Source organism: Solibacillus sp. FSL R7-0668 (assembly GCF_038006205.1).
Taxonomy (GTDB): Bacteria; Bacillota; Bacilli; order Bacillales_A; family Planococcaceae; genus Solibacillus.
This window is the reverse complement of record NZ_JBBOUU010000001.1, coordinates 3660421-3682135: the sequence shown is the minus strand read 5'-3', so window position 1 is coordinate 3682135 and position 21715 is coordinate 3660421. Positions and strand designations below refer to the sequence as shown.

The 21715-nt window shown below is 38.4% G+C and carries 19 protein-coding genes; 12 read left to right on the top strand and 7 right to left on the bottom strand.

Annotated features, from left to right (window positions below; all coding sequences use genetic code 11):
• The first annotated feature begins 38 nt into the window (after positions 1–38).
• The 6 genes from ypfJ (at position 39) to MKX47_RS18320 (ending at position 8330) form a co-directional block, all read left to right on the top strand.
• Positions 39–902, top strand: a complete 864-nt coding sequence (ypfJ, locus tag MKX47_RS18345) for a KPN_02809 family neutral zinc metallopeptidase (protein WP_340777065.1) — start codon at positions 39–41, stop codon at positions 900–902.
• A gap of 159 nt (positions 903–1061) precedes the next feature.
• Positions 1062–1781, top strand: coding sequence for a YebC/PmpR family DNA-binding transcriptional regulator (locus MKX47_RS18340; protein WP_340777062.1), 720 nt, complete (start codon positions 1062–1064; stop codon positions 1779–1781).
• Between the two features lie 150 nt (positions 1782–1931).
• Positions 1932–3680, top strand: a complete 1749-nt coding sequence (locus MKX47_RS18335) for a methyl-accepting chemotaxis protein (RefSeq protein WP_340777059.1) — start codon at positions 1932–1934, stop codon at positions 3678–3680.
• Between the two features lie 197 nt (positions 3681–3877).
• Entirely contained in the window at positions 3878–5617 is a 1740-nt protein-coding gene (locus MKX47_RS18330; RefSeq protein WP_340777057.1) for a methyl-accepting chemotaxis protein, read from the top strand.
• Positions 5618–5697: 80 nt separating this feature from the next.
• Positions 5698–7395: a M3 family oligoendopeptidase gene (locus tag MKX47_RS18325; protein ID WP_340777055.1), complete on the top strand. Its 1698-nt coding sequence runs from the start codon at positions 5698–5700 to the stop codon at positions 7393–7395.
• Positions 7396–7529: 134 nt separating this feature from the next.
• Entirely contained in the window at positions 7530–8330 is an 801-nt protein-coding gene (locus MKX47_RS18320) for an AI-2E family transporter (RefSeq protein ID WP_340777052.1), read from the top strand.
• A 54-nt stretch (positions 8331–8384) separates the two neighbouring features.
• Here MKX47_RS18320 and tnpC read toward each other — a convergent pair whose 3' ends face one another.
• The 3 genes from tnpC to MKX47_RS18305 form a co-directional block, all read right to left on the bottom strand.
• Positions 8385–9971, bottom strand: a complete 1587-nt coding sequence (gene tnpC, locus MKX47_RS18315) for an IS66 family transposase (RefSeq protein ID WP_340770614.1) — start codon at positions 9969–9971, stop codon at positions 8385–8387.
• 62 nt (positions 9972–10033) lie between these two features.
• Positions 10034–10387 carry an IS66 family insertion sequence element accessory protein TnpB gene (gene tnpB, locus MKX47_RS18310; RefSeq protein WP_340770612.1) on the bottom strand — a complete coding sequence of 118 codons (354 nt, stop codon included), beginning with the start codon at positions 10385–10387 and terminating at the stop codon, positions 10034–10036.
• Complete coding sequence (locus MKX47_RS18305) at positions 10384–10578, bottom strand: hypothetical protein (protein WP_340770610.1); 195 nt, start codon at positions 10576–10578, stop codon at positions 10384–10386. The genes tnpB and MKX47_RS18305 overlap by 4 nt, the downstream gene beginning before the upstream one ends.
• 58 nt (positions 10579–10636) lie before the next feature.
• Between MKX47_RS18305 and MKX47_RS18300 the strand changes: the two genes are divergently transcribed.
• The 3 genes from MKX47_RS18300 to MKX47_RS18290 all read left to right on the top strand — a co-directional run bounded on the left by MKX47_RS18300 (position 10637) and on the right by MKX47_RS18290 (position 11785).
• Complete coding sequence (locus MKX47_RS18300; protein WP_445683598.1) at positions 10637–10981, top strand: AI-2E family transporter; 345 nt, start codon at positions 10637–10639, stop codon at positions 10979–10981.
• 97 nt (positions 10982–11078) lie between these two features.
• On the top strand, positions 11079–11540 hold the full coding sequence (locus MKX47_RS18295; protein ID WP_340777050.1) for a hypothetical protein: 462 nt from the start codon (positions 11079–11081) through the stop codon (positions 11538–11540).
• 17 nt (positions 11541–11557) lie between these two features.
• On the top strand, positions 11558–11785 hold the full coding sequence (locus MKX47_RS18290; protein WP_340777048.1) for a hypothetical protein: 228 nt from the start codon (positions 11558–11560) through the stop codon (positions 11783–11785).
• Between the two features lie 526 nt (positions 11786–12311).
• Here the strand turns inward: MKX47_RS18290 and MKX47_RS18285 are convergent.
• The 4 genes from MKX47_RS18285 to MKX47_RS18270 all read right to left on the bottom strand — a co-directional run bounded on the left by MKX47_RS18285 (position 12312) and on the right by MKX47_RS18270 (position 17568).
• Positions 12312–14423 carry an MMPL family transporter gene (locus MKX47_RS18285; RefSeq protein ID WP_340777046.1) on the bottom strand — a complete coding sequence of 704 codons (2112 nt, stop codon included), beginning with the start codon at positions 14421–14423 and terminating at the stop codon, positions 12312–12314.
• 124 nt (positions 14424–14547) lie between these two features.
• A complete protein-coding gene (locus MKX47_RS18280) occupies positions 14548–15564 on the bottom strand; it encodes an inorganic phosphate transporter (protein ID WP_340777044.1) in 1017 nt (338 codons plus the stop codon).
• Between the two features lie 19 nt (positions 15565–15583).
• Positions 15584–16204 (bottom strand): DUF47 domain-containing protein, encoded by a 621-nt coding sequence (locus MKX47_RS18275; protein ID WP_340777043.1) that lies wholly within the window; start codon positions 16202–16204, stop codon positions 15584–15586.
• Between the two features lie 194 nt (positions 16205–16398).
• A complete protein-coding gene (locus MKX47_RS18270; RefSeq protein ID WP_340777041.1) occupies positions 16399–17568 on the bottom strand; it encodes a class I SAM-dependent methyltransferase in 1170 nt (389 codons plus the stop codon).
• A 135-nt stretch (positions 17569–17703) separates the two neighbouring features.
• On the opposite strand from MKX47_RS18270, the gene hflX reads away from it, so the two are divergent.
• The 3 genes from hflX to MKX47_RS18255 all read left to right on the top strand — a co-directional run bounded on the left by hflX (position 17704) and on the right by MKX47_RS18255 (position 21710).
• Positions 17704–18981, top strand: a complete 1278-nt coding sequence (gene hflX / locus MKX47_RS18265; protein WP_340777039.1) for a GTPase HflX — start codon at positions 17704–17706, stop codon at positions 18979–18981.
• A gap of 165 nt (positions 18982–19146) precedes the next feature.
• The gene (locus tag MKX47_RS18260) at positions 19147–20631 is read left to right on the top strand and encodes a peptide MFS transporter (protein WP_340777037.1); all 1485 of its coding nucleotides are present in this window, start codon (positions 19147–19149) and stop codon (positions 20629–20631) included.
• Between the two features lie 245 nt (positions 20632–20876).
• Complete coding sequence (locus MKX47_RS18255) at positions 20877–21710, top strand: GNAT family N-acetyltransferase (protein WP_340777035.1); 834 nt, start codon at positions 20877–20879, stop codon at positions 21708–21710.
• Positions 21711–21715: the final 5 nt, after the last annotated feature.

Below are 21715 nucleotides of genomic sequence, written 5' to 3'. Positions count from 1 at the left end.
GAGATATTAAGTGGAACTTTACTTGGAGGGAAAATCAAATGGATGTTAAAGGAAGACGAAAAAGTACGAACGTTGAAGATCGCCGTGGTATGAGCGCTGGGAAAATAGGTGGCGGGCTAGGCGGTGTTGGGATTATTATTGCCATTATTTTCACATTATTAAATGGCGGCGATGCGGGTGATGTGCTGAATGAGGTGACAAAGGGCATCACACAAAATGGACAAACCACTGAAAATTATGAGCCAACTGCTGAAGAGCAAGAGCTTGCTGAGTTTGTCTCTGTAGTATTAGCAGATACAGAGGATGTGTGGCAGCATGTGTTTGAAGAGAATGGCCGCACTTACAAAAATCCTACACTTGTGCTCTTTACGGATAGCGTTAGTTCAGGCTGTGGTCTACAAAGTGCTGCAGTAGGGCCGTTTTATTGTCCAGCTGATTATAAATTGTACATTGATTTAAGTTTTTATAAGGAATTGAAAAACCGCTTCAATGCACCAGGAGATTTTGCGATGGCCTATGTTGTGGCACATGAAGTAGGGCATCATGTTCAGACATTATTAGGTGCATCACAGCAAGTACATGCACTAAATGGGAAAGTCTCTCAAGCAGAATACAATGAAGCGGTGAAGCGATTAGAACTACAGGCAGACTATTATTCGGGTGTCTGGGCGCATTATGTGCAAAATAAAGGCTATTTAGAAAAGGGCGATTTTGAAGAAGCATTAACAGCAGCCAATGCAATTGGAGACGACACTCTTCAAATGGAAGCGCAGGGCTATGTGGTCCCAGAAAGCTTTACGCATGGAACAAGTGAACAACGTATGCGCTGGTTCGAAAAAGGCTATGAAAGTGGTACTTTAAAAGGCGGCGATACATTTAGCATTGAAGCATCTAAGTTATAAGAAAGCAAATGGAGAGTAAGAAAAATAGGCTAAAACTTTTGCATTTTTATGGATAGTAATTTCACTTTTTTTAAGAGTTCAAGTATAATAATTAGGTTAAAATATTTTTTCGATTTTATATAACATTATCTAATAGATTATTGAAAGAGAGTGAACGAAATGGGTCGTAAGTGGAATAATATTAAGGACAAAAAAGCTGGTAAGGATGCAGCGAACAGTCGTATTTATGCAAAATTTGGTCGTGAAATTTATGTAGCTGCAAAATCAGGTGAACCAAATCCAGAATCAAACCGTGCATTAAAAACCGTATTAGAGCGTGCGAAAACATACTCAGTACCAAAACATATCATTGAAAAAGCAATCGACAAAGCAAAAGGTGGCGGCGATGAGCAATTCGACGAGTTACGCTACGAAGGCTTTGGTGTAGCGGGAACAATGGTAATTGTTGATGCTTTAACAAACAATGTAAACCGTACTGCTTCAGAAGTGCGCGCGGCATTCGGTAAAAATGGCGGGAATATGGGTGTGTCGGGTTCGGCGGCGCATATGTTCCAAAATACTGCAGTATTCGGTATTGAAGGAAAATCAGAAGATGAAATCCTAGAAATCCTAATGGAAGCAGATTTAGATATGCGCGACATTATGGATGAAGAAGGCACAATTATTGTTTATGTTGAGCCAGAGCAATTCCATGCAACGCAAGAAGCATTTAAAGCTGCTGGAATCGAGGAATTTACAGTTGCAGAGCTAACAATGTTACCAATGACAGAAGTTGAATTAACTGGTGACGATTTAGTAAAATTCGAAAAAATGATTGATGCTTTAGAAGATTTAGAAGACGTTCAACGCGTATACCATAACGCAGATTTAGGCGAATAATAGGTAAAAAGACTTGAAGGATCATTTCCTTTGAGTTTTTTTTTTTAGAAAATAGTTAGAAGTATGCGTGTTTTATGAAAGCTATTGCAAAAGCTCCTCTGATAATTCAAAATATATGTACCAAAAATAATATAATTAGGAGAAACATAGATGAAAAAGACGCAGCAATTAGGTAGTCGAATTATACTACTTATTGGAATCATCTTTGCTATTATTTTAGTATTAAATATTTTTATGATGGTGAAGAATACATTTAGTTCAGTAGAGTCTGCTGTAAAAGACCGAACAACAGAAGTAGCCGAAAATATGGTGACATTTATTGATGCAGCAAAATACGAACAATTCATTAAAGATCCAAGTGAGAATGACTTATATTGGGAATTAAGAGAACAACTAAATGAGCTTCGAGAGCATAATGGTGTTCTCTATGCGTACACGTATTTTGTACCAGAGAAGAATGGAGATATTGAATTTTTAGTCGATGGCATGCCTATAAATGAAACAGAGAGTGCTGCAGCAATCTATGAGGTATCGGGCGCTACAAAATATGAGCATATTGAGCAAGTAATGGAAAAAGGCCACTATGCTACAGATATTTTAACAAGTGATTACGGTAAGTTTGTAACAGGTATTGTGCCAGTGAAAAATGCTGCTGGTGATACGATTGCCTACCTCGGTGTTGATATTGATGCATCCTATATTGATAGCTTAACGAGCGATGTAGCGGAGCAAATTATACCGCTCATGACACTGTTATTTGTTGCTATTATTATGATTGCACTAATAGGAATTCGTATCTATGTGAAACGAGCACTAGCACCACTTAATACGATATCAGCGGCGGCGGAAAAATTTGCTTCAGGTGATATTTTGGAATCAAAAGCAATGCTAGATGAGATGGATTTTAAAGCGAACAACGAAATTACATTATTCGCGAAAAACTTTAGTAATTCATTAGGTGAATTATCGAATACATTTAAAGTATTAAAAGAGCGTACAATTGATTTAGGAATGGTTGTAGATCAAATCGAGACGTCAACCAACCAAGTGATTGACTCTAATAATGGTATGGTTGAAAATATTGCACTTATTTCGCATAGCGGTGCCTTGCAACAAACAAGTAATGGTGAAGTAAGTGTCGCGATGAATGAAATGGCCATTGGAATTCAAAAATTAGCCGATACGATTAACGAAATTGCTGAAATTTCATCGGATATGACTGGAATGGTAGAAGATAGCTCACAAAATGCTACGGTTGTTGTGAAACAAATTCAAGGTGTTGAAAAATCGGTAGAACATACATCCGAGCAAGTGCGTGAGATGGGCGAAAGCTTCTCGGCCATTAAAGAAATGATTAGCGTCATTACAAGTATTGCCGATCAAACGAATTTATTAGCGTTAAATGCGGCGATTGAGGCAGCTCGTGCAGGTGAGGCGGGCAAAGGCTTTGCGGTTGTAGCTGATGAAGTGAAAAAGCTTGCGGAAATGTCACGTCAATCCGCTGATGAAATTTCAACACATATTCAAATGTTCTCGCAAATTACGGAGCGCGTACTAGTAGATATGAGTACGACAACGGAAGGCGTCAAAGAAGGTACACAAGCGGTGGATGAAATAGGGCAACGTTTACAACAGATTTTACAGTCTGTTCATAATGTCAATAACCGCATTCAAGATGATTCGGCAGTAGTGGAGCAGATGTCTGCCGGTGCGGAAGAAATATTAGCGTCAACGGAAGAAATGAGCCGACTTGTCAACGATACTTCCGAGCAGTCAAAACATTTAGCCTATGCTTCGGATGATCAAACACAGGTCGTGGATCATTTAAAAGAAGTCGTACATCAATTAGATAGCCATTCGAAGCATGTTGTTTCAGAAATGCAAAAATTCAATGTTTAACTATCTATTGAAGCAATAACTTAAAAAATCACACTATCGTAAAGGATAGTGTGATTTTTTTGTAGTTTTTTCATTTCACAGTGGTATACTAAAACATGAATCACGCTTTAGTTAGCTAAAATGGTGATTTTTAAGTAAAAAATATATTATATTGGAATACTTAAAACAAAGGGAATTGAATGATTTGGGGGGATTTTGTGAAGGTTTTTCAATCCATTCGGGGGAAGCTATTTGTTTTTTCATTTCTACTATTTTTAATTCCAAGCTTGGTCATTGGGACAGCAAGCTATATTCAAGCAAAGAGTGGTATGGATCAACTAGGGGAAACGATTATTAAAAATAGCGTGGAAACATCACTACAATTAATCGCAATGGCCAATGAGCGTGTAGAAAGTGGCGAGCTAACATTAGCGCAGGCACAGGAACTCGTTCGTAGCGAATTAATAGGCGAGAAAAATAGTGAAGGCAAGCGCAATATTACAAACACAAGTGACCTAGGGGACAATGGTTATATTTACATTATGGACGAAGAAGGAACGTTAATTGGACACCCTACAAGAGAAGGCGATAATTTATGGGAAAGTCAAGATAGTTCTGGAAAATATTATATTCGAGAAGTAAAGCAACAAGCCCAGGCTGGCGGTGGGTATACATATTATCGTTTTCCATTACCAAATATGGACGTAGAAGCGCCAAAAATTATTTATTCGGCTGTAGATCCGTATTGGAACTGGATTGTCACATCAGGAAGCTATATGCAGGATTTTAACGCGTCTGCAATGGCTTTAATAAAGGTTTTAGTCATTACATTAATCGTGTCTATTGTATTAGCAACAATTGCGACCGTGCTGTTTTCGCGTCATTTGGCAACGCCGCTGCATCAATTAGCAAAGCAGGTACGTCAAGTAGCGCAGGGCAATTTAAATATAGAACGCAATGAAATGCATCGTAAAGATGAAATTGCGACATTGAATGATGGGTTTAATGAAATGTGTGATCAATTAAAGTTACTTGTGACAGAAATAGAAGAGACGATTGTTGAAATTCAACAAACCTCCTTAAATTTAACCGCGGTAGCAGAAGAAACAACGGCTTATAGTGACGATATCATTCAGTCGGTAAGCGCTGTAGCAGATGGGGCAGCAGTTCAAGCGACAGATACAGAGTCCATGAATCACTCAGTTGGGTTATTTGCACAGGAAATTGAACAATTACACAACAAAAATGCAAGAATGCTCGTTTCATCTGAGCAAATGCAAAAATCAAATACACAAGGGCTTCAAAATTTAGTTACCCTAAATACGCATTCAAATGAATCCACTAGGCTCATTGAACAAATGCAAAGCGTGTTCACATCGCTAATGCTTAAGCTCAAAGAAATTGGAGGCATTGTTGGAACGATTAATGATATTTCGGATCAAACCAATCTATTAGCATTAAATGCATCTATTGAAGCGGCACGTGCTGGGGAGCATGGAAAGGGCTTTGCAGTTGTCGCAGAGGAAGTACGTAAATTAGCGGACCAAACAACGCAAGCAACGGAATTAGTACAAAAAACATTGTACGGCATTGAAGGGGAAACGACGGTTGTAACCGCAGAGATGCAGAAGACCTATCATATCATTCATGAGCAAAATAATTCCGTAGGGCAAACAGAACATGCGTTTAAAGAAATCGAATTAGCTGTTCAACAAATTAGTAGCTCAATTGAAGAAGTATCGGCAAGCATAGCAGAACTAAATGCGTCAAAGGTGACGATTATTGATGCGGTAGAGCGTATTTCACATGTAAGTGAAGAAAATGCCACGATGGCAAAAGAAATGACTTCATCAATAGAAGAACAGCAAAGTGCGATTGCGGTAGTAACGACCTCAGCAAGTGATTTATCAGATGAAATCGCGGGGTTACAAAACTCAATCAAACGCTTTAAGATTTGAAATATTTGCAATTTATGAAAATATAATAAATAATGGAGTATAATCGTTTCGGAATCCGAATTAAATATGAGGTGAATAGAATGGCAACATTTAAAGATTTTGAATACAAACGTCCGAATTTAGAGGACATGAAGGCGCAATACGCGATGCTTTTAGAGGAATTTAAAGCAGCGAGTTCTGTGGAAACACAAAGTGAAGCAATTGATAAGCTTAACAAAATTCGCAATACGTATTCAACGATGGCAAATATCGTTTATATTCGTGCTTCAATTGATACAAATGATGAATTTTATCAAAAAGAGCGTGATTATTTTGATGAAATCGATCCAGTAGTAGAAGAGCTTGTATTTAACTACTACACAGAGCTCGTAAAATCACCATTCCGCGCACAGCTTGAGGAAAAGTGGGGCACACAATTATTTGCATTAGCAGAAAATCAGTTAAAAGGCTTCTCGCCAGAAGTTATTGAATTGATGCAACAAGAGAACAAATTAACGTCTGAATATAGCAAGCTTGTCGCTTCAGCGCAAATTGAGTTTGACGGCAAAACATTAACCTTAGCACAGCTAGCACCTTATGCAGAATCAACAGACCGTGCTGTACGTAAAGCGGCTCGTGAAGCAAATTTCAATTTCTTTGCAGACAACAAAGAAAAGTTTGATTCGATTTATGATCAATTAGTAAAGCTACGTCATAAAATTGCGACAACGTTAGGCTTTAAAAACTATGTAGAGCTTGGTTATGTCAACATGAACCGCGTAGATTATAATGCAGAAATGGTTGCAAAATTCCGCGAGCAAGTACGTGAATTTATCGTGCCACTTGTATCGAAATTATATGAGCGCCAAGCAGAGCGTATTGGGGTAGATGAATTCAAGTTTTATGATGAAGGCTTATCATTTTTAACAGGAAATGCTGTCCCACAAGGCGATGCTGCATGGATTGTTGCAAACGGCAAGAAAATGTACGAAGAGCTTTCAAAAGAAACAGGCGAATTTTTCAACTATATGATCGAGCATGATTTAATGGATTTAGTGGCGAAAAAAGGGAAGGAAAGTGGCGGCTATTGTACGTTTATCGAAGACTATGATTCGCCGTTTATTTTCTCAAACTTTAATGGTACATCAGGTGACATCGACGTTTTAACCCATGAAGCAGGTCATGCATTTCAAGTGTTTTCCAGTCGTGATATCGGAATTCCAGAATACTTATGGCCAACCTATGAGTCTTGTGAAATTCACTCAATGAGTATGGAATTCTTCACATGGCCTTGGATGGAGCTATTCTTCAAGCATCAAACAGAGAAATATAAATTCGCACATTTAAGCAGCGGCTTAATATTCTTACCATATGGTGTGTCAGTGGATGAGTTCCAGCATGTTGTGTATGAAAATCCTGAAATGACGCCAGCTGAGCGCAATGCCGCATGGAAGGAAATAGAGGCAAAATATTTACCACATCGTGATTATGACGGGCACGACTATTTAGAATCAGGTGCGGTATGGCAGCGTCAAGGTCATATTTATGCAAGCCCATTCTACTATATCGATTATACATTAGCGCAAATTTGTGCGTTCCAATTCTGGAAACGCTCACGCGAGGACTTCGAAGGGGCATGGAAAGATTATTTACATCTTTGCCGATTAGGTGGATCCTTTGCCTTCACAAAGCTCGTTGAAGAAGCGGGTCTTATTTCACCATTTGAAGAGGGCTGCGTAGAATCCGTAATTGGACCAATTGAAGATTATTTAAACGCAGTGGATGATAAAAATTTATAAGAATGGTTAGGAGGGGATTTCGTATGTGTAAAACATACGAAATGTCCTTTTTCTTTTGTAATTTATGACACTTTATGGCATGCTAAAACGTACAACATATTAACATGAAGATAGTAGAAAAGGGAAGTGAGTCAATGACGAGAAAGCTATGGTTTCAAATTGGAATCGGATTATTAATTACGTTATTAATTATAAAATATTTCATGGAAATCTATCATATTTTTGATCCAATCATCATCATTTTCAAAACGATTATGATACCGTTATTATTAGGCGGTGTACTGTATTATATTACGGAGCCATTACAGCGGATTCTCGAGAAACGAGGAATGCCGAGATGGGGGAGCTTATCGACGATTGTCCTATTATTAGCAGGTGTTTTAACAACGGTTTTCTTGTTAATCGGAACTCCTATTGCGAATCAGGTGAATCGTCTAGTAGATAACGCACCAAACATCGCCAGTCAAATTGAGCAGGCGATCAACTATGTATTGGAAAATCGTGAAATTTTACCACCTCAAGTGGAAGAATTTGTAACATCGATTACGAGTTCTATTCAAAATATTGCCATTACAAGTAGTCGCTATTTTGTCAACTTTGTAAGTGGCGCGGTATCGGTCACATTTACATTAATTTTAGTACCGTTTTTCTTTATCTTTATGCTAAAGGATCATGAAAAATTTGCTCCTCAAATCTATGATATTTTTTCAGGAAGCACACGCTCTTGGATTAAGAAAACATTAGAGGATATTGATAAGGTATTACGCAGCTATGTACAGGGACAAGTGCTTGTAAGTTTTCTACTTGCAACGATGATGTTAATCGGCTATTTAATTATTCAATTAGAATACTCGCTATTATTAGCCGTATTCGCATTTTTCATGAATATGATTCCATTCATCGTAAGCCCGAATTCAAAAAACAAGCGCACCTGACTGCACGCACGACAAATAGCCAGCTTTCTGACGTTTTTTTCAGAAAGCTGGCTATTATGCTGCTTTGATTTTGGCACATGTTGCTTGAATTTTAGCCGACCAAGGCATGTACTCTTGTAATAATTCAGGTTGCTGGTGAATTGGTAAATTCGGCAGTTCCGTTAAAAGCTTTACCAGGTATTGATAGAAATCAATTCCGTTTGCTTTTGCTGTTTCCGCTAAACTCAAACAAATCGCATTCGCTTTTGCACCCGCCTCACTTACAGAGAAGAGCCAATTTTTTCGACCGATTACCGTTGGACGAATCGCATTTTCTGCTGGGTTATTATCAATTTCGATCTGCCCATTATACAGGAAGGCTTTCAGCTCTTTTCTTCTATTCAACGTATACTCGGTTGCCGTAGCTAATGCATTTTTACCAAAGAACTGTGACTTTTCAAGCCAGCCAAAAAACTTACGAATAACCTTTCTTGCATATCGCCATCGCATTTTTTGTCGTTGCTTCGGTGGTAGTCCTTTGAATTTTTGTTCTAATACATAGAGTTTGTTGCAGTAAGCCAAGCCAATACGCCCATTCTTGCTTTCAACCTTTCCCCAATAGCGTCGAACGTGCGCCCAACAGTTAGCGAACGTAATGTTGGATAACTTATCATAGGCAGCGTAACCATCACAAATAACCGTGCCTTTAAAGTCAGCCAAATAGTTCTCCAATACCGTTCGACTTCTCGTTAATGCATGCTCAAATAGAATAACCACTGGCCCCTCTGTTGGAACGGATCGGAATACCCAGTTATACGCATTTGATTGTGGACGTTTTCCATCGGAACGATTTAATACTTTAGCAACCGTTTCATCAATATGAAGCAGTGTTTTGGCCGAAAGGACATTTTTCATTTCCTCGTAAATTGGCAATAGCCAATCTTCAGCTACACGAATGACCCAATTCGAAAGATTTTTATCATTCGTGATTAATCCTGCACGTGTCCACTCTTTGACTTGACGATAAAGCGGTAGATAAAGCGAGAATTTATCATAAATTACTTTTGCCAACACCGTTGGCCCTGCAATGCTACGAGGAATCGCCGCCGTTGGCGCTTTTCCGCGTTGAATAAACGAACTTTGCTCGTTATCTTTTTTACATTGCTTACACTCATAGGCATGCTCAATATGCTGCACGCGCACCAACTTAGCTGGAATAAATGTTGCTTCTTCCCGAGCAATTGTGGAGCCAATTTTTTGTAGTTGATTTTGGCAACAGTCACATTCGAGATTGGTTGGATGATGGTGAATTTCCTCTACTTCCACACCTTCTATGAATGAATCATTGCGCTTTTTCTTTTTATTTAAACGGGTCACTGTATAGGTTACAGTTTCCGTGCTTTGTTCTTCTGTTTGCTCAGAATCATTAAAAGATGGGTCATCCTCAAATAGCGAGACTTGCCCATCGGGTGCTTGGTATTTTGACTTCTCTGAGCGTGAACCATAAATCATTTTTGTTAATTGGCGAACTTGTTCAGATAAGTATTTATTTTGGGCGAACGATGCATCTAATTTTTTCGAAAGCTCTTGATTTTGTTGTTTCATAAAAGCGAGTTGTTCTTCTAATAACTGAATTATTTTTTCAGTTGCTTCTGCACTCATCTGATTCACCACATTTCCGTTCGAATAATATGAGGTTAATTATACCATTTGGAAGGTTAGGATTAAAAGGCACCTTTTGCAGATTTTAAAATCGCTTTTGGTTGTTGAAGAGATAAGCCTTCTAATAACCAACGCAATTCCTGTTGAGAGAGATTGCGCACTTCTTTTTCATTTTTCGGCCATTGTAATCGGCCACTGTCTAGCCTTTTATAAAGCAACGCAAAGCCATCCCCATCAAAATAAAGACACTTATAGCGGTCCTTACTTGTACCTGAAAATAAAAAAATCGAGTCACTAAAAGGATCGAGTTCAAATGAATCTTGAACGAGGGTCGCTAGACCATCAATCCCTTTACGCATGTCTGTTTTTCCACAGACAATATAAATATTTTGCACACGCGTAAAATCGTGCTTCATTTTTGAATCAGCTCCTTTATCACGGCTTGAATGATGCGCTCCTCTACACCATTGAAAAAGGAAATTTCAGCCGCAGCGGTTTTAATCACACAGCTTGGCCCAGCTGCATGTGGGAAAGAAGACATCGAAGATTGTTTGGTTGGCAGAGGATCCAGATAAACTGGCACAATTGTCGGTTGATTCGTTGGCATAAAAAAGCACCTCCTTAAATTGATACGTTTATCGTACCGGAGGTGCCAGGGTGTTTATATGCGTTATTTGATTGGGGGCTTACCATTCATCGGTCCGTGGGTTTCACTGGTGCCGGCAGTGATTGTCGCACTTATTCAAGATCCAATCTTAGTCATTTGGGTATGTGTCATTACATTAGTGGCACAGCAAGTAGAAAGTAATTTAATTACGCCAAATGTAATGGGGAAATCTTTAGATATCCATCCGTTAACTGTTATATCACTCGTTTTAGCAGCAGGGAATATTGCGGGCTTCATTGGAATTATTATTGCCATTCCAACGTATGGCGTCATTAAAGTAGTGGTGCAAAATCTTTACCATGAACGCCAAAAAATAAAAAAAGAAATGACTAAGTCCGTGTAAATTGTGGAGCATATGTGACAAGCATATGCTTCACTTTTTTATTTAAAGCGAAAACGGTATACTTAATAGTTGAGAAGAACGATTAAAGGAGCATACGATGCTAACATTTGAACAGAAGCAAGCCATTATTGAATCATTTCCGCAATTAGCGAAAAAGGAAATTTCGTTAAAGCGTTTAAACTATCACTTTGAAGGGAGTCTATACGAAAAAACAAATGTTGTCGAAAAGCTACATCCAAACGGCAATGGCTTTGTCTTTGTCGGGGATTTACTAAAATACGAAAAAGAAGCGAATGACAAAGGCTTAGTCAACATTCGTGACTATAGCGAGCAGCAGTTGCGCGAAATTATCGAAACAGCGATCCATTATTTGTCTGAGGAAATTGACGATTCACCAATAATCGAAAATTGGACGTCACGTGAAGGCACGAAGCTAGAGCTAGAATTTAACAATCGTTCATGGAACATTTATCATCAAGGGAATTTAGAGGAAACATTCGGCACGCGTGAAGATGCAGTAGCCTATTTACGTGAAGAGGGTTTCCGACTTTCAAAATAGATAAGTGAGGGAAAAGTATGGAGCAATCGCATCAAACAAAAGAAATGTCTGGTAATAAAATGGTGAAAATTATTTTAGGTACAATAGTCGTCGCTTCCATCATTATCGTCGGTGTCATTCAAGCGTTTTATATGCTATGGGAGCCAAAAGAGCCCACGCAAAATGAGCGCCAAGATGAAAATGAAAAGCCAAGCTATTCAAAATCAGCAATGCTTCATTATGACAATCTATTACGTTTAGTTTAAAAATTTCTATCAATGTATATCCAGTACGTAATGACAACAAAGAAGGCTGTTCAAAAGACGATGTATTTTGTCTTTGAACAGCCTTTTCATTTTATATTGTAGTGGCGTTTATTGCTTATGTCGCATTGTAAATAGTTCTTGATCATGCTCAATAATTTTATGTGTATGATATTGAAGGGTTTCATTAACTTTCGCAATGGATTCTGGTTGAAGTTTTACCCTGTCCTATTAAGCTTGTTTTCCACTGCTTTCAGGCGGCTTTCTACTTGATCTAAGCGATGGTCGACTTGGTCAAAACGATTATTAACCTCTTTCTTAAAATCAGATAACTCTGATCTAACAGCACCTATGTCTTGCTTTAGCTCTGTTCTAAGATTCTGTATATCTTACTTTACCTCGTTCTTAAAGCTATCCATACTTGTTGTCAGGTATTGAATCATTTCAATAATTAATTGCTCATTTTCCAACGAAATATCCCCCATTTTAGCAAATGGAATTAAAATACAAATAAGCTGTAGTTCGTATATTATCTTGAATCCTTTTTAAATGGTAGCCACCAGTTCCAATCGCCAAGGAGCTTCATGAAACTTGGTACGAGCATAAGGCGAATGATTGTAGCGTCAATGGCAATGGCAATCGCAATGCCGACCCCGATTTGCTTGACAGGCATAACATCAGTAAAGGCAAATGCACCGGTAATGACAATCATAATTAGCGCAGCAGATGTGATAATTTTACTTGTTGAAACAAGCCCATCGACTGTCGCTTTTGTGTTCGTTGCTCCTTTTAAATACTCCTCTTGAATACGCGAAATTAAAAATACCTCATAGTCCATACTTAAGCCAAAGACTAAACAAAATACAAGTACTGGAATGATTAACACAATTGTGCCTGCTTCCAAGCCAAAATGCCCGTATTGGAAAATGTAAACGAGTATCCCGAATGTTGCGCCAAGTCCTAGAATGTTCATGAGAATGGCCTTTAGCGGAATTAAAATTGAACGGAAGGCAATCATTAAAATAATAAACGTTGAAACGATAATAATTGAAATGGCAAGGAGCACTTTATTGGCAATTTCATCGAAAATTTCTTGATTGAACTTCGCTTGTCCAGACAATGAGAAGTCCACACCTAAATCCTTATCCGTCCATTCACGTACAAAATTCTGTGCCTCAGTTGTAGCCCCTGTTGTATTTAAATAGGCGATCATATACATTTTATCATTTTGAATAAAGTTTTCTGCGACTGCATCAAGTGCACCAGGTGCTTGTGGATTATTATTAGCCACTTCCCACATTTCAACCGATTCGATATTTGCTACTGTAAATATGGATGTAACACGGTCTACTAAAGGATCAGCAAGTAGCTGCTCCTGAATGGCTAATATTTTTTCACGACCCTCCGTCGAATCCCATGCCTCATAGTTTTCAGCGAGTAAAAAGACAGGTGTGTTTTCACCAATGCCGAATTCCTTTTCAAGCGTGTCGAACGTTTGACGGGATTCGTAGGAGGCTGGTAATGATTCAGTAGAAGGAATTGTTAATTTCATATCCTTAATTGGAACCATCGCTACACATAGTAAAAGCACCGCGATAAAGATAATCATCACCGGGCGTTTCATGACAAAGGCCGCAAACTTTTGCCAACGAGAAGCACTTGCTTTTACGCGGAAAATACGCCCTTTATTTAATCGATCCCCTAATAACGTAATCGTTGCTGGTAAAAAAGTAAGCCCTGTTAGTACGGCTAGGAATACAACAATGGTACCGCCAAGTGCAATATTCATGAAAATTTCTACATTGATAACAACCATTGCCCCTAAGCCAATCATGACACAGAGTGCAGAGAAAACGATGGAACGCCCAGCCGTTTGAATTGCGGTTTGAACCGATTCATTCACCGAATGCTGTGCGCGCTCTTCACGGTAACGGTTAATAAATAACAGCGCAAAATCGATGCTTAACGCTAAACCTAACATCGGTACAATATTCATGACGAAGATGGATAAGTTAAATTGGTCGCCTAATAGTGTTAAAATACCTAGCGCGATCACAACCGTTGCGCCGCCAATCAATAATGGTAATAAGGAGGCGACAATGGAGCCAAATGCTAACAATAAAACAATTAAGGCAATTGGTAGGCCAATTGCCTCGGCTTTAATTAAATCCTTTTGGCTAGCTACGTTAATATCCTTTGAAATGACGGGTTCTCCTGTAATGGAAATGCCTTGTTCCTTGTCAATGATTTCCCGAATGTCGTCAATAATAGGGAAGTAATCGATAATTGTATTGTCAAATTCAAGCAGACCATAAGCATAGTTGCCTTTATTTAATGCGGCATTGCCTACAGGAGAAGTCATGGCATGTACCGCGTCCATCTTTTCGAGCTTCTCCATAACAGCTGTAATTTCAGCGTCGGACTTATCCTTAAATAAAATAAAAATCGTTTTTGCTGGTAAATCAAAGGTTTCAGAAAGCTCGTTTGTTACGTAAGTATGATCGCCATCTACAAAGAAGCCATCTCCCTGTAATTTAGAAGGAAGCTGTAGGGCAAAAAATGCGAAGAGCGCAAAAATAACAAACCAAATGGCGACAATTGGTTTTGAAAATTTTGTAACAAAAGCTGCAAAGTGCTTCATAATATACCGCCTCTCTATTTCATTATCTCTAGTGTAATAGATTTAACTTATTTCGGCAAAAGTCCCTCGATAAATAAAAAAGGAAAAGCCTCCAGAATAATTGTTGAATTCTGGAGGCTTACGATTAGAAAAATAAATTTAAAACAGAGTAAATCAAGGCTGCCATAACAGCTGAGATCGGCATTGTAATAATCCAAGTTGTAACGATTTTACGTGCGATGCCCCAGTTAACGCCTTTAACATTTTGTGCAGCACCTACACCCATAATCGCAGATGAAATAACATGTGTTGTGGAAACAGGTAAATGAATTAATGTTGCCCCGAAAATGATGGATGCAGACGAGATATCAGCTGCAGCGCCATTGACAGGACGAATTTTCATGATTTTCCCACCTACTGTTTTGATGATTTTATAACCACCAATTGAAGTACCTAGCCCCATTGCAAGGGCACAGGCAAAACGAACCCAGCCTTGTACATCATCCGTTGTTTGCCAATTGGCAGCGATTAATGCCATTGTAATAATCCCCATCGCCTTTTGTGCATCGTTTGTACCGTGCGTAAACGATTGAATGGCCGCAGTGAAAATTTGCATAATACGGAAGCCTTTATTGGTTTTATAAAGGTTCATGTTTTTAAATAGGAATTTCATTAAAGTCATCATTAAGTAACCAACGCAAATTGCGATTACAGGTGAGACTAATAATGCAATAATGATTTTTGAAAACCCGCTATAGTTTAATACACCAAAACCAGAAGCAGCAATCGCAGCACCGGCGATCGAACCAATTAATGTGTGAGATGAACTAGATGGAATCCCAAAATACCATGTTACTAGGTTCCACGTAATGGCAGAAAGCAGAGCCGCTAAAATAACGACAGAACCGATTAAGGGTGCTTCAGGTGTTGATAATGAGAATGGGTCAACAATATCAGATGCAATGGCTTTTGCTACACCGACGAAGGTAACAGCACCGATAAAGTTCATACATGCTGCCATCAATACAGCTACACGTGGCGGTAAGGCTCGTGTAGAAACAGATGTAGCAATAGCATTAGCCGTATCATGGAAACCATTAATGAAGTCAAATGCTAGTGCAAAAAAGACTACTAATACGGTAATGATTAATAGTGTGTTCATTTTCTAAGACTCCCTATTATTATGCATTACGCATAATGATTGTTTCGATTGTGTTGGCTACTGTTTGGCAATAGTCAGCAATTTCTTCAAGTTGCTCATAGATATCTTTAAATTTGATTAAACGAATAGGGTCCTTTTCATGTAAAAATAATTGTTTGATGGAAGAACGTAATACTTCATCGCACTCACGCTCATAATCTTTAATTAAAATTGCATGCTGACGCATACCAACAAGATCCTTTTTGTTTAAAAGCACCATTGCTTTTACAATTTCATCTGATGATTTTACGATATAGGTTAAGAAGTTACGCATAGAGTCGTCAACTTCTGTTAAAGAAAACATTTCGAAGTGCCCAATTGTGCCTTCTGTACCATCTAATACATCATCCATACGAATTGCTAAAGATAAAATATCCTCGCGCTCGATCGGTGTCATAAATGATTTATTTAACATTACGATTAACTCATGAATTAATTTATCGCCAGCTGTTTCGTATTGCTTCATACGAACGCTAATTTCTTTTAAATCAGCAACTGTTTCGATGCGGAAATCATTCGCGTAATGTACTGCTTCACGCATATTTTCAGCAATTTTTAATAATGTCGCGAAAAATGGATCTTGCTTTTTTGAACTAAACATGGAATTGCCTCCTGGAATTATATAATCAAACCGACTTAAAAATTGACCTTAATTATCATAACAAAATCTAAAAAAAATCTATATAAAATTTACTCAATACATCTTAAACTTTACAATTCTGTAACAAAAGGATTACATGACTTTTACAGTATATCCAGTCGTAATATAGAAAAAAGAGATTTATAAAAGAATTATTAAGCCTGATTTAATGAATCCTGGAGTTCTTTTTCTAAAAATGGCTGTGCATTTAAGAATCTCACAAATTCGACATATTTCGAACGCTGCTCGTCGGTAGGTTTCTTTCCAGTGAAATAGGCACGAATTAATATGTTTTTTGGTGTGTTTTCCATGTCGATAAATTCTAATAGCTGTGTTTCATAGCCGACAAGTGATAGTAACTCAGCGCGAATTGCGTCCGTGGCAAGTGCTGCAAATCGTTCTTTCACTAAGCCATGCTGTGTCATTAAGGACAGCTCTGGTGATTGTAGCTGACGGTTTAGTTCATGCTGACAACAAGGCACACTTAAAATTACCTTCGCCCCCCATTTGACCGCACGCGCTAATGCCATATCGGTTGCAACGTCACATGCATGCAAGGTTACGACCATATCGACAGCTGTTTCTTCGTTGTAATCATTAATATCGCCCACTAAAAATTCCAAGTCCTCGTAACGTAAATCCTGCGCGATGCGATTACATTCTTCGATAACTTCCTTCTTTAAATCTAACCCAGTCACACGGATATTTAACCCTTTTTCTATTTTTAAATAATGGTAAAGCGCAAATGTTAAATACGATTTACCTGAACCAAAATCTAAAATGCGGATTTGCTTATCCTTTGGTAAGTGTGCTAAAGAATCGTCAATGAATTCAATAAAGCGATTAATTTGCTTAAATTTATCGTACTTTTGCTTTTTAATTTTTCCGTCTTCTGCTTGCACACCTAAGCGTACTAAAAACGGATGCACACATGAGTCATCTAATAAATATTGCTTTTTACGATTATGGGATAAGTTCACTTGCTTTGTTGAGGAACTCGCATTAGGTTTCCATAGCACTTTGTTTTTCTTTGATAATTGGATTTGCACGGTTTGCTCTGTAAATTCCGCATGTGCTTGGCGAAATTGATCAAATAATTCGTCCAGCTTTAGCACCACATCAGCAAGTGGTACGTTTTCGTGTTTTAAAATACGCTCGTATTGATATTCAAGCTGAATCAGATAGTCACCGCGAAGCTCTATAGGCTTTAACTTTACACGCTTTAGGTCATTTGATTTGAGACGTGGCTGGCTGATTGTTGCTTGAATGAGTGTTTTATTTTGTAAAAGAGCCATCAACTGCTCTTTCATTTGTTGAAATTCCATAAATACCGCCTTTTCTATAATGAAAATATTGTTGCTTCTATTTTATCACAATGCGTTTTACGGTGTGATTGTACAGGCTTTTAGTATGTATGTTACGATAAAATGAAAGAATGATCTTTTGAGGAGGCTAACTGTTTGAATGAGGTAGAAATATTAATTGAACGCGGCATTTTAGTCGGCGTGAATTTGCAAAAGGACGAGCACTTTGATTATTCAATGGAAGAATTAGCGAATTTAGCAGAAGCTTTACATGTAGAAGTCGTGGGGATGGTGACACAAAACTTAGAGCGTGTGACACCTTCGCACTACGTAGGCACAGGAAAAATTGATGAAATTAAAGCGTTTTACGAAGAAGCAGGTGCTAATATTGTCATTTTCAATGATGAATTATCGCCATCGCAAATTCGTAATTTAGAGCGTGATTTAGATTGTAAAGTTATCGATCGTACAATGCTCATTTTAGATATTTTCAGTCGCCGTGCTAAAACACGAGAGGCTCAGTTACAGGTAGAGCTTGCACAGCTTCAATATATGCTACCACGCCTAGTTGGTTTACATGCCTCACTTTCACGTCAGGGTGGTGGTACAGGTGGTGGCTTTAAAAACCGTGGTGCCGGGGAGACAAAACTGGAGCTCGATCGCCGTAAAATCGAGGACCAAATTTCAAAAATCAAAAAAGAATTAGAAGCAGTCAAAGAGCAACGTGAAACACAGCGTAAGCAGCGCCGTAAAAATGCAATGCCTGTCGTGTCAATTGTAGGCTATACGAATGCAGGTAAATCAACAATCATGAACCAACTTTTAGCGAAGATTGGTCAGGACGATAGCAAGCAAGTTTTCGAAAAAGATATGCTGTTCGCTACGCTTGAAACATCGGTGCGCAATATTGAATTAGAGGATAATAAATCATTTTTATTAACGGATACCGTTGGGTTTGTGAGTAAGTTGCCGCACCATTTAGTAAAGGCCTTCCGTTCAACGCTAGAGGAAGCGCGTGAAGCAGATTTACTACTGCATGTTGTGGACGTATCGAATGAGGAATATCGCTTTATGATGGATGTGACGAACGATACATTACAAGCAATTGATGTAGAAAATATCCCGACAATCTATGTGTACAACAAATCAGATTTGGCAAAGTTAGAATATCCATTAATTAGCGGGGATAATATTTGGATTGCAGCAAAAGAGGGAGTCGGCTTAGATGAATTACTTCAAATGATTCGTAAGCAAATTTTCTCGGATTATGTTACATGCCAAATGCTTATTCCATATGAGCAGGGAGCAGTCGTTTCTTATTTGAATGAACAGGCAACGATATTAGAAACAGCTTATGAAGAACAAGGCACGCTATTAACCTTGGAGCTCAAACAAGCGGATTACAATAAATATGAAAATTATGAAGTGAAATAAACGGCGAAAATAAGGGCTTGTCTTGAAGAATAGTTCAGGACAAGCTCTTTGCATTCCCCTGTTAGTTAAACAAACCATTTTGCAAACGCTAGAAAATCCTCTATACTAGGAAAGTACTGAAAAAATCAATTATCAGAATATTTACTAAATCGGAGGAGGTTTCAAATGTATTCTAAAGAAGAAATTGTGAAATCGGTTCCTCAAACTGGCTTCGTAGGGCAACCTAAAGGGCTATTTACTTTATTCTTTACAGAGTTTTGGGAACGATTTTCATATTATGGTATGCGTGCCATACTATTATTTTATATGTACTATTCTCTTAAAGATGGTGGCTTAGGGTTAGACCGGACGCAAGCAAATATTATCATGTCGATTTACGGGTCGTTAATTTATATGTCGGGCATTATCGGGGGTTGGATTGCCGATCGAATTACAGGCATGCGTAAAGCAATATTTTATGGCGGTATCTTAATTATGATCGGTCATATTTTACTTGCATTACCACTTGGTGCGACAGCGCTTTACTTATCGATGTTCTTCATTATTATTGGGACAGGCTTACTAAAACCAAATGTATCATCCGTCGTCGGAGATTTATATGCACCTAATGATGTTCGTCGTGATTCAGGCTTCTCTATTTTCTATATGGGGATTAACTTAGGTGGTTTCATAGCACCATTACTTGTTGGTTTATTTCAAAAGAACTGGGGCTTCCACGCAGGATTTGGTGTTGCTGCAGTAGGGATGTTTATTGGCTTAGTGGTTTACTCCATGTCACAAAAGAGCCTTGGTTTAGCAGGCTCTGTAGCGCCTAACCCATTATCGGCTGCAGAAAAGAAAACAACAGCACGTAACTTCACAATCGGTGGTTTAGTGATGCTTGCATTAGGTATAGTGGCATACAGGACTGGGAATGCAAGTGTCGAAAACTTCTCGTTATTAATCACATTTTTAGGAGTTATGATTCCTACAGTATTTATCATTTATATGTACCGTAGTCCAAAAACAAGTGCAGATGAAAAATCACGTCTCTTAGCTTATATTCCGTTATTCATATGTGCAGTAATGTTCTGGGCAATCGCTGAGCAATCTTCAACGATTTTAGCGACATTTATTGATACACGTACGAATTTACATCTATGGCGCTTTGATATTCCAGCAGCATGGTTCCAATCATTTAATCCCTTATTCATTATCGCTATGGCTCCATTATTTGCGATATTATGGACAAAATTAGGTGATTCAGGGCCATCAACGCCTCGTAAATTTGCCTATTCTTTATTCTTTGCAGGTGTTTCTTTCTTAATCATCATCGCCGCAATTGTAGTAACGCCAGAAGGTACTTTAGTAAATCCATTATGGGTGGTACTATCCATCTTCTTATTAGTTGCTGGTGAATTATTATTATCCCCAGTTGGTTTATCCGCTACTACCAAATTAGCGCCAGCAGCTTTCGCAGGTCAAACAATGGCCTTATGGTTTTTAGCATCAGCGGCTGCCCAAGCAATTAATGCACAGCTTGTTCGTGTTTATGAGCTCGTGTCAGAAACAGTGTACTTTGGTGTATTAGGTGGTTTATCCATTGTAATTGGTATGATCATTTTACTCATTTCACCAATTATTACAAAAGCCATGCGTGGCATTAAATAATGCAGTAAACTCCTATTTTATAGATAAAACTCTATAAATAGGGGTTTTTCTTTTTGGTAAAAAGGAATAATAGAAACAATGCTACTTACTCATACTGTAGTAGGTTATAATTGGAATTATAAGAATATTTGCGAAAATAAACAACTTTGTCGGGATAGTATTGCGTGTAATAAAACAGGCAATGGCATGAACAAGCGCTGTTTATTAAGCTTGACGAAAAGTAACTACAGAGGAGGAAGAGAAGTATGTTAGAATCAGTAACGATTAAGGAATTAACGACAATTGAGCAAATAGAAGAGGCACGCAAGCTAGAACATGAAATTTGGGCAGTGGGCAGCATACCAGTTCATCAGACAATCGCTACGATTCGTAATGGCGGTATTGTATTAGGTGCATATTTAAATGATGAGCTGATCGGCTTTAATTATAGCTGCCCAGGCTATATCAATGAATCGGTTTATTTATATTCGCATATGCTTGGCATTAAGCGAAATTATCGTGAGCGGGGTGTCGGTGAATTATTAAAAATTTTCTTAAAGGATCTTGCACGTGATCGAGGCTATCGCGATTGCCGTTGGACGTTTGATCCGCTTGAAGCACGCAGTGGGTTTTTAAGCTTTACGAAATTACGAAGCCATAGTGATACGTATATTGAAAACTGCTACGGTGAAATGGAAGACCCGTTCAATCGTGCATTACCGACGGATCGCCTTTGTGTCGAATGGCAGCTAGTCGATAACGATTATTTAAGATGGGATGCCAAAGTCGATGAATTAATTGAGGAAGCGAAGCCTGTTGTAGCATGCACTGCGAATATGGTGGGACTCCCTACATTAGATCCAGAGCATACGTTTCGCAAGGGGGAAGCACTAATTCATGACGCATATCTATTACCGATTCCGACATATTTTCAAAAAATCAAAGTAGAAAGCCCAGCATTAGCGGAAGATTGGCGCTATAAAACACGCCATATTTTGCAGGAAATGTTTGAGCAAGGCTATAAAATCATTCATCTTATCAAAAAAGATGAGCATCTTAGTCATTATGTACTTGTAAAGCGCACACTATTTGCTCTGTAAGAGGA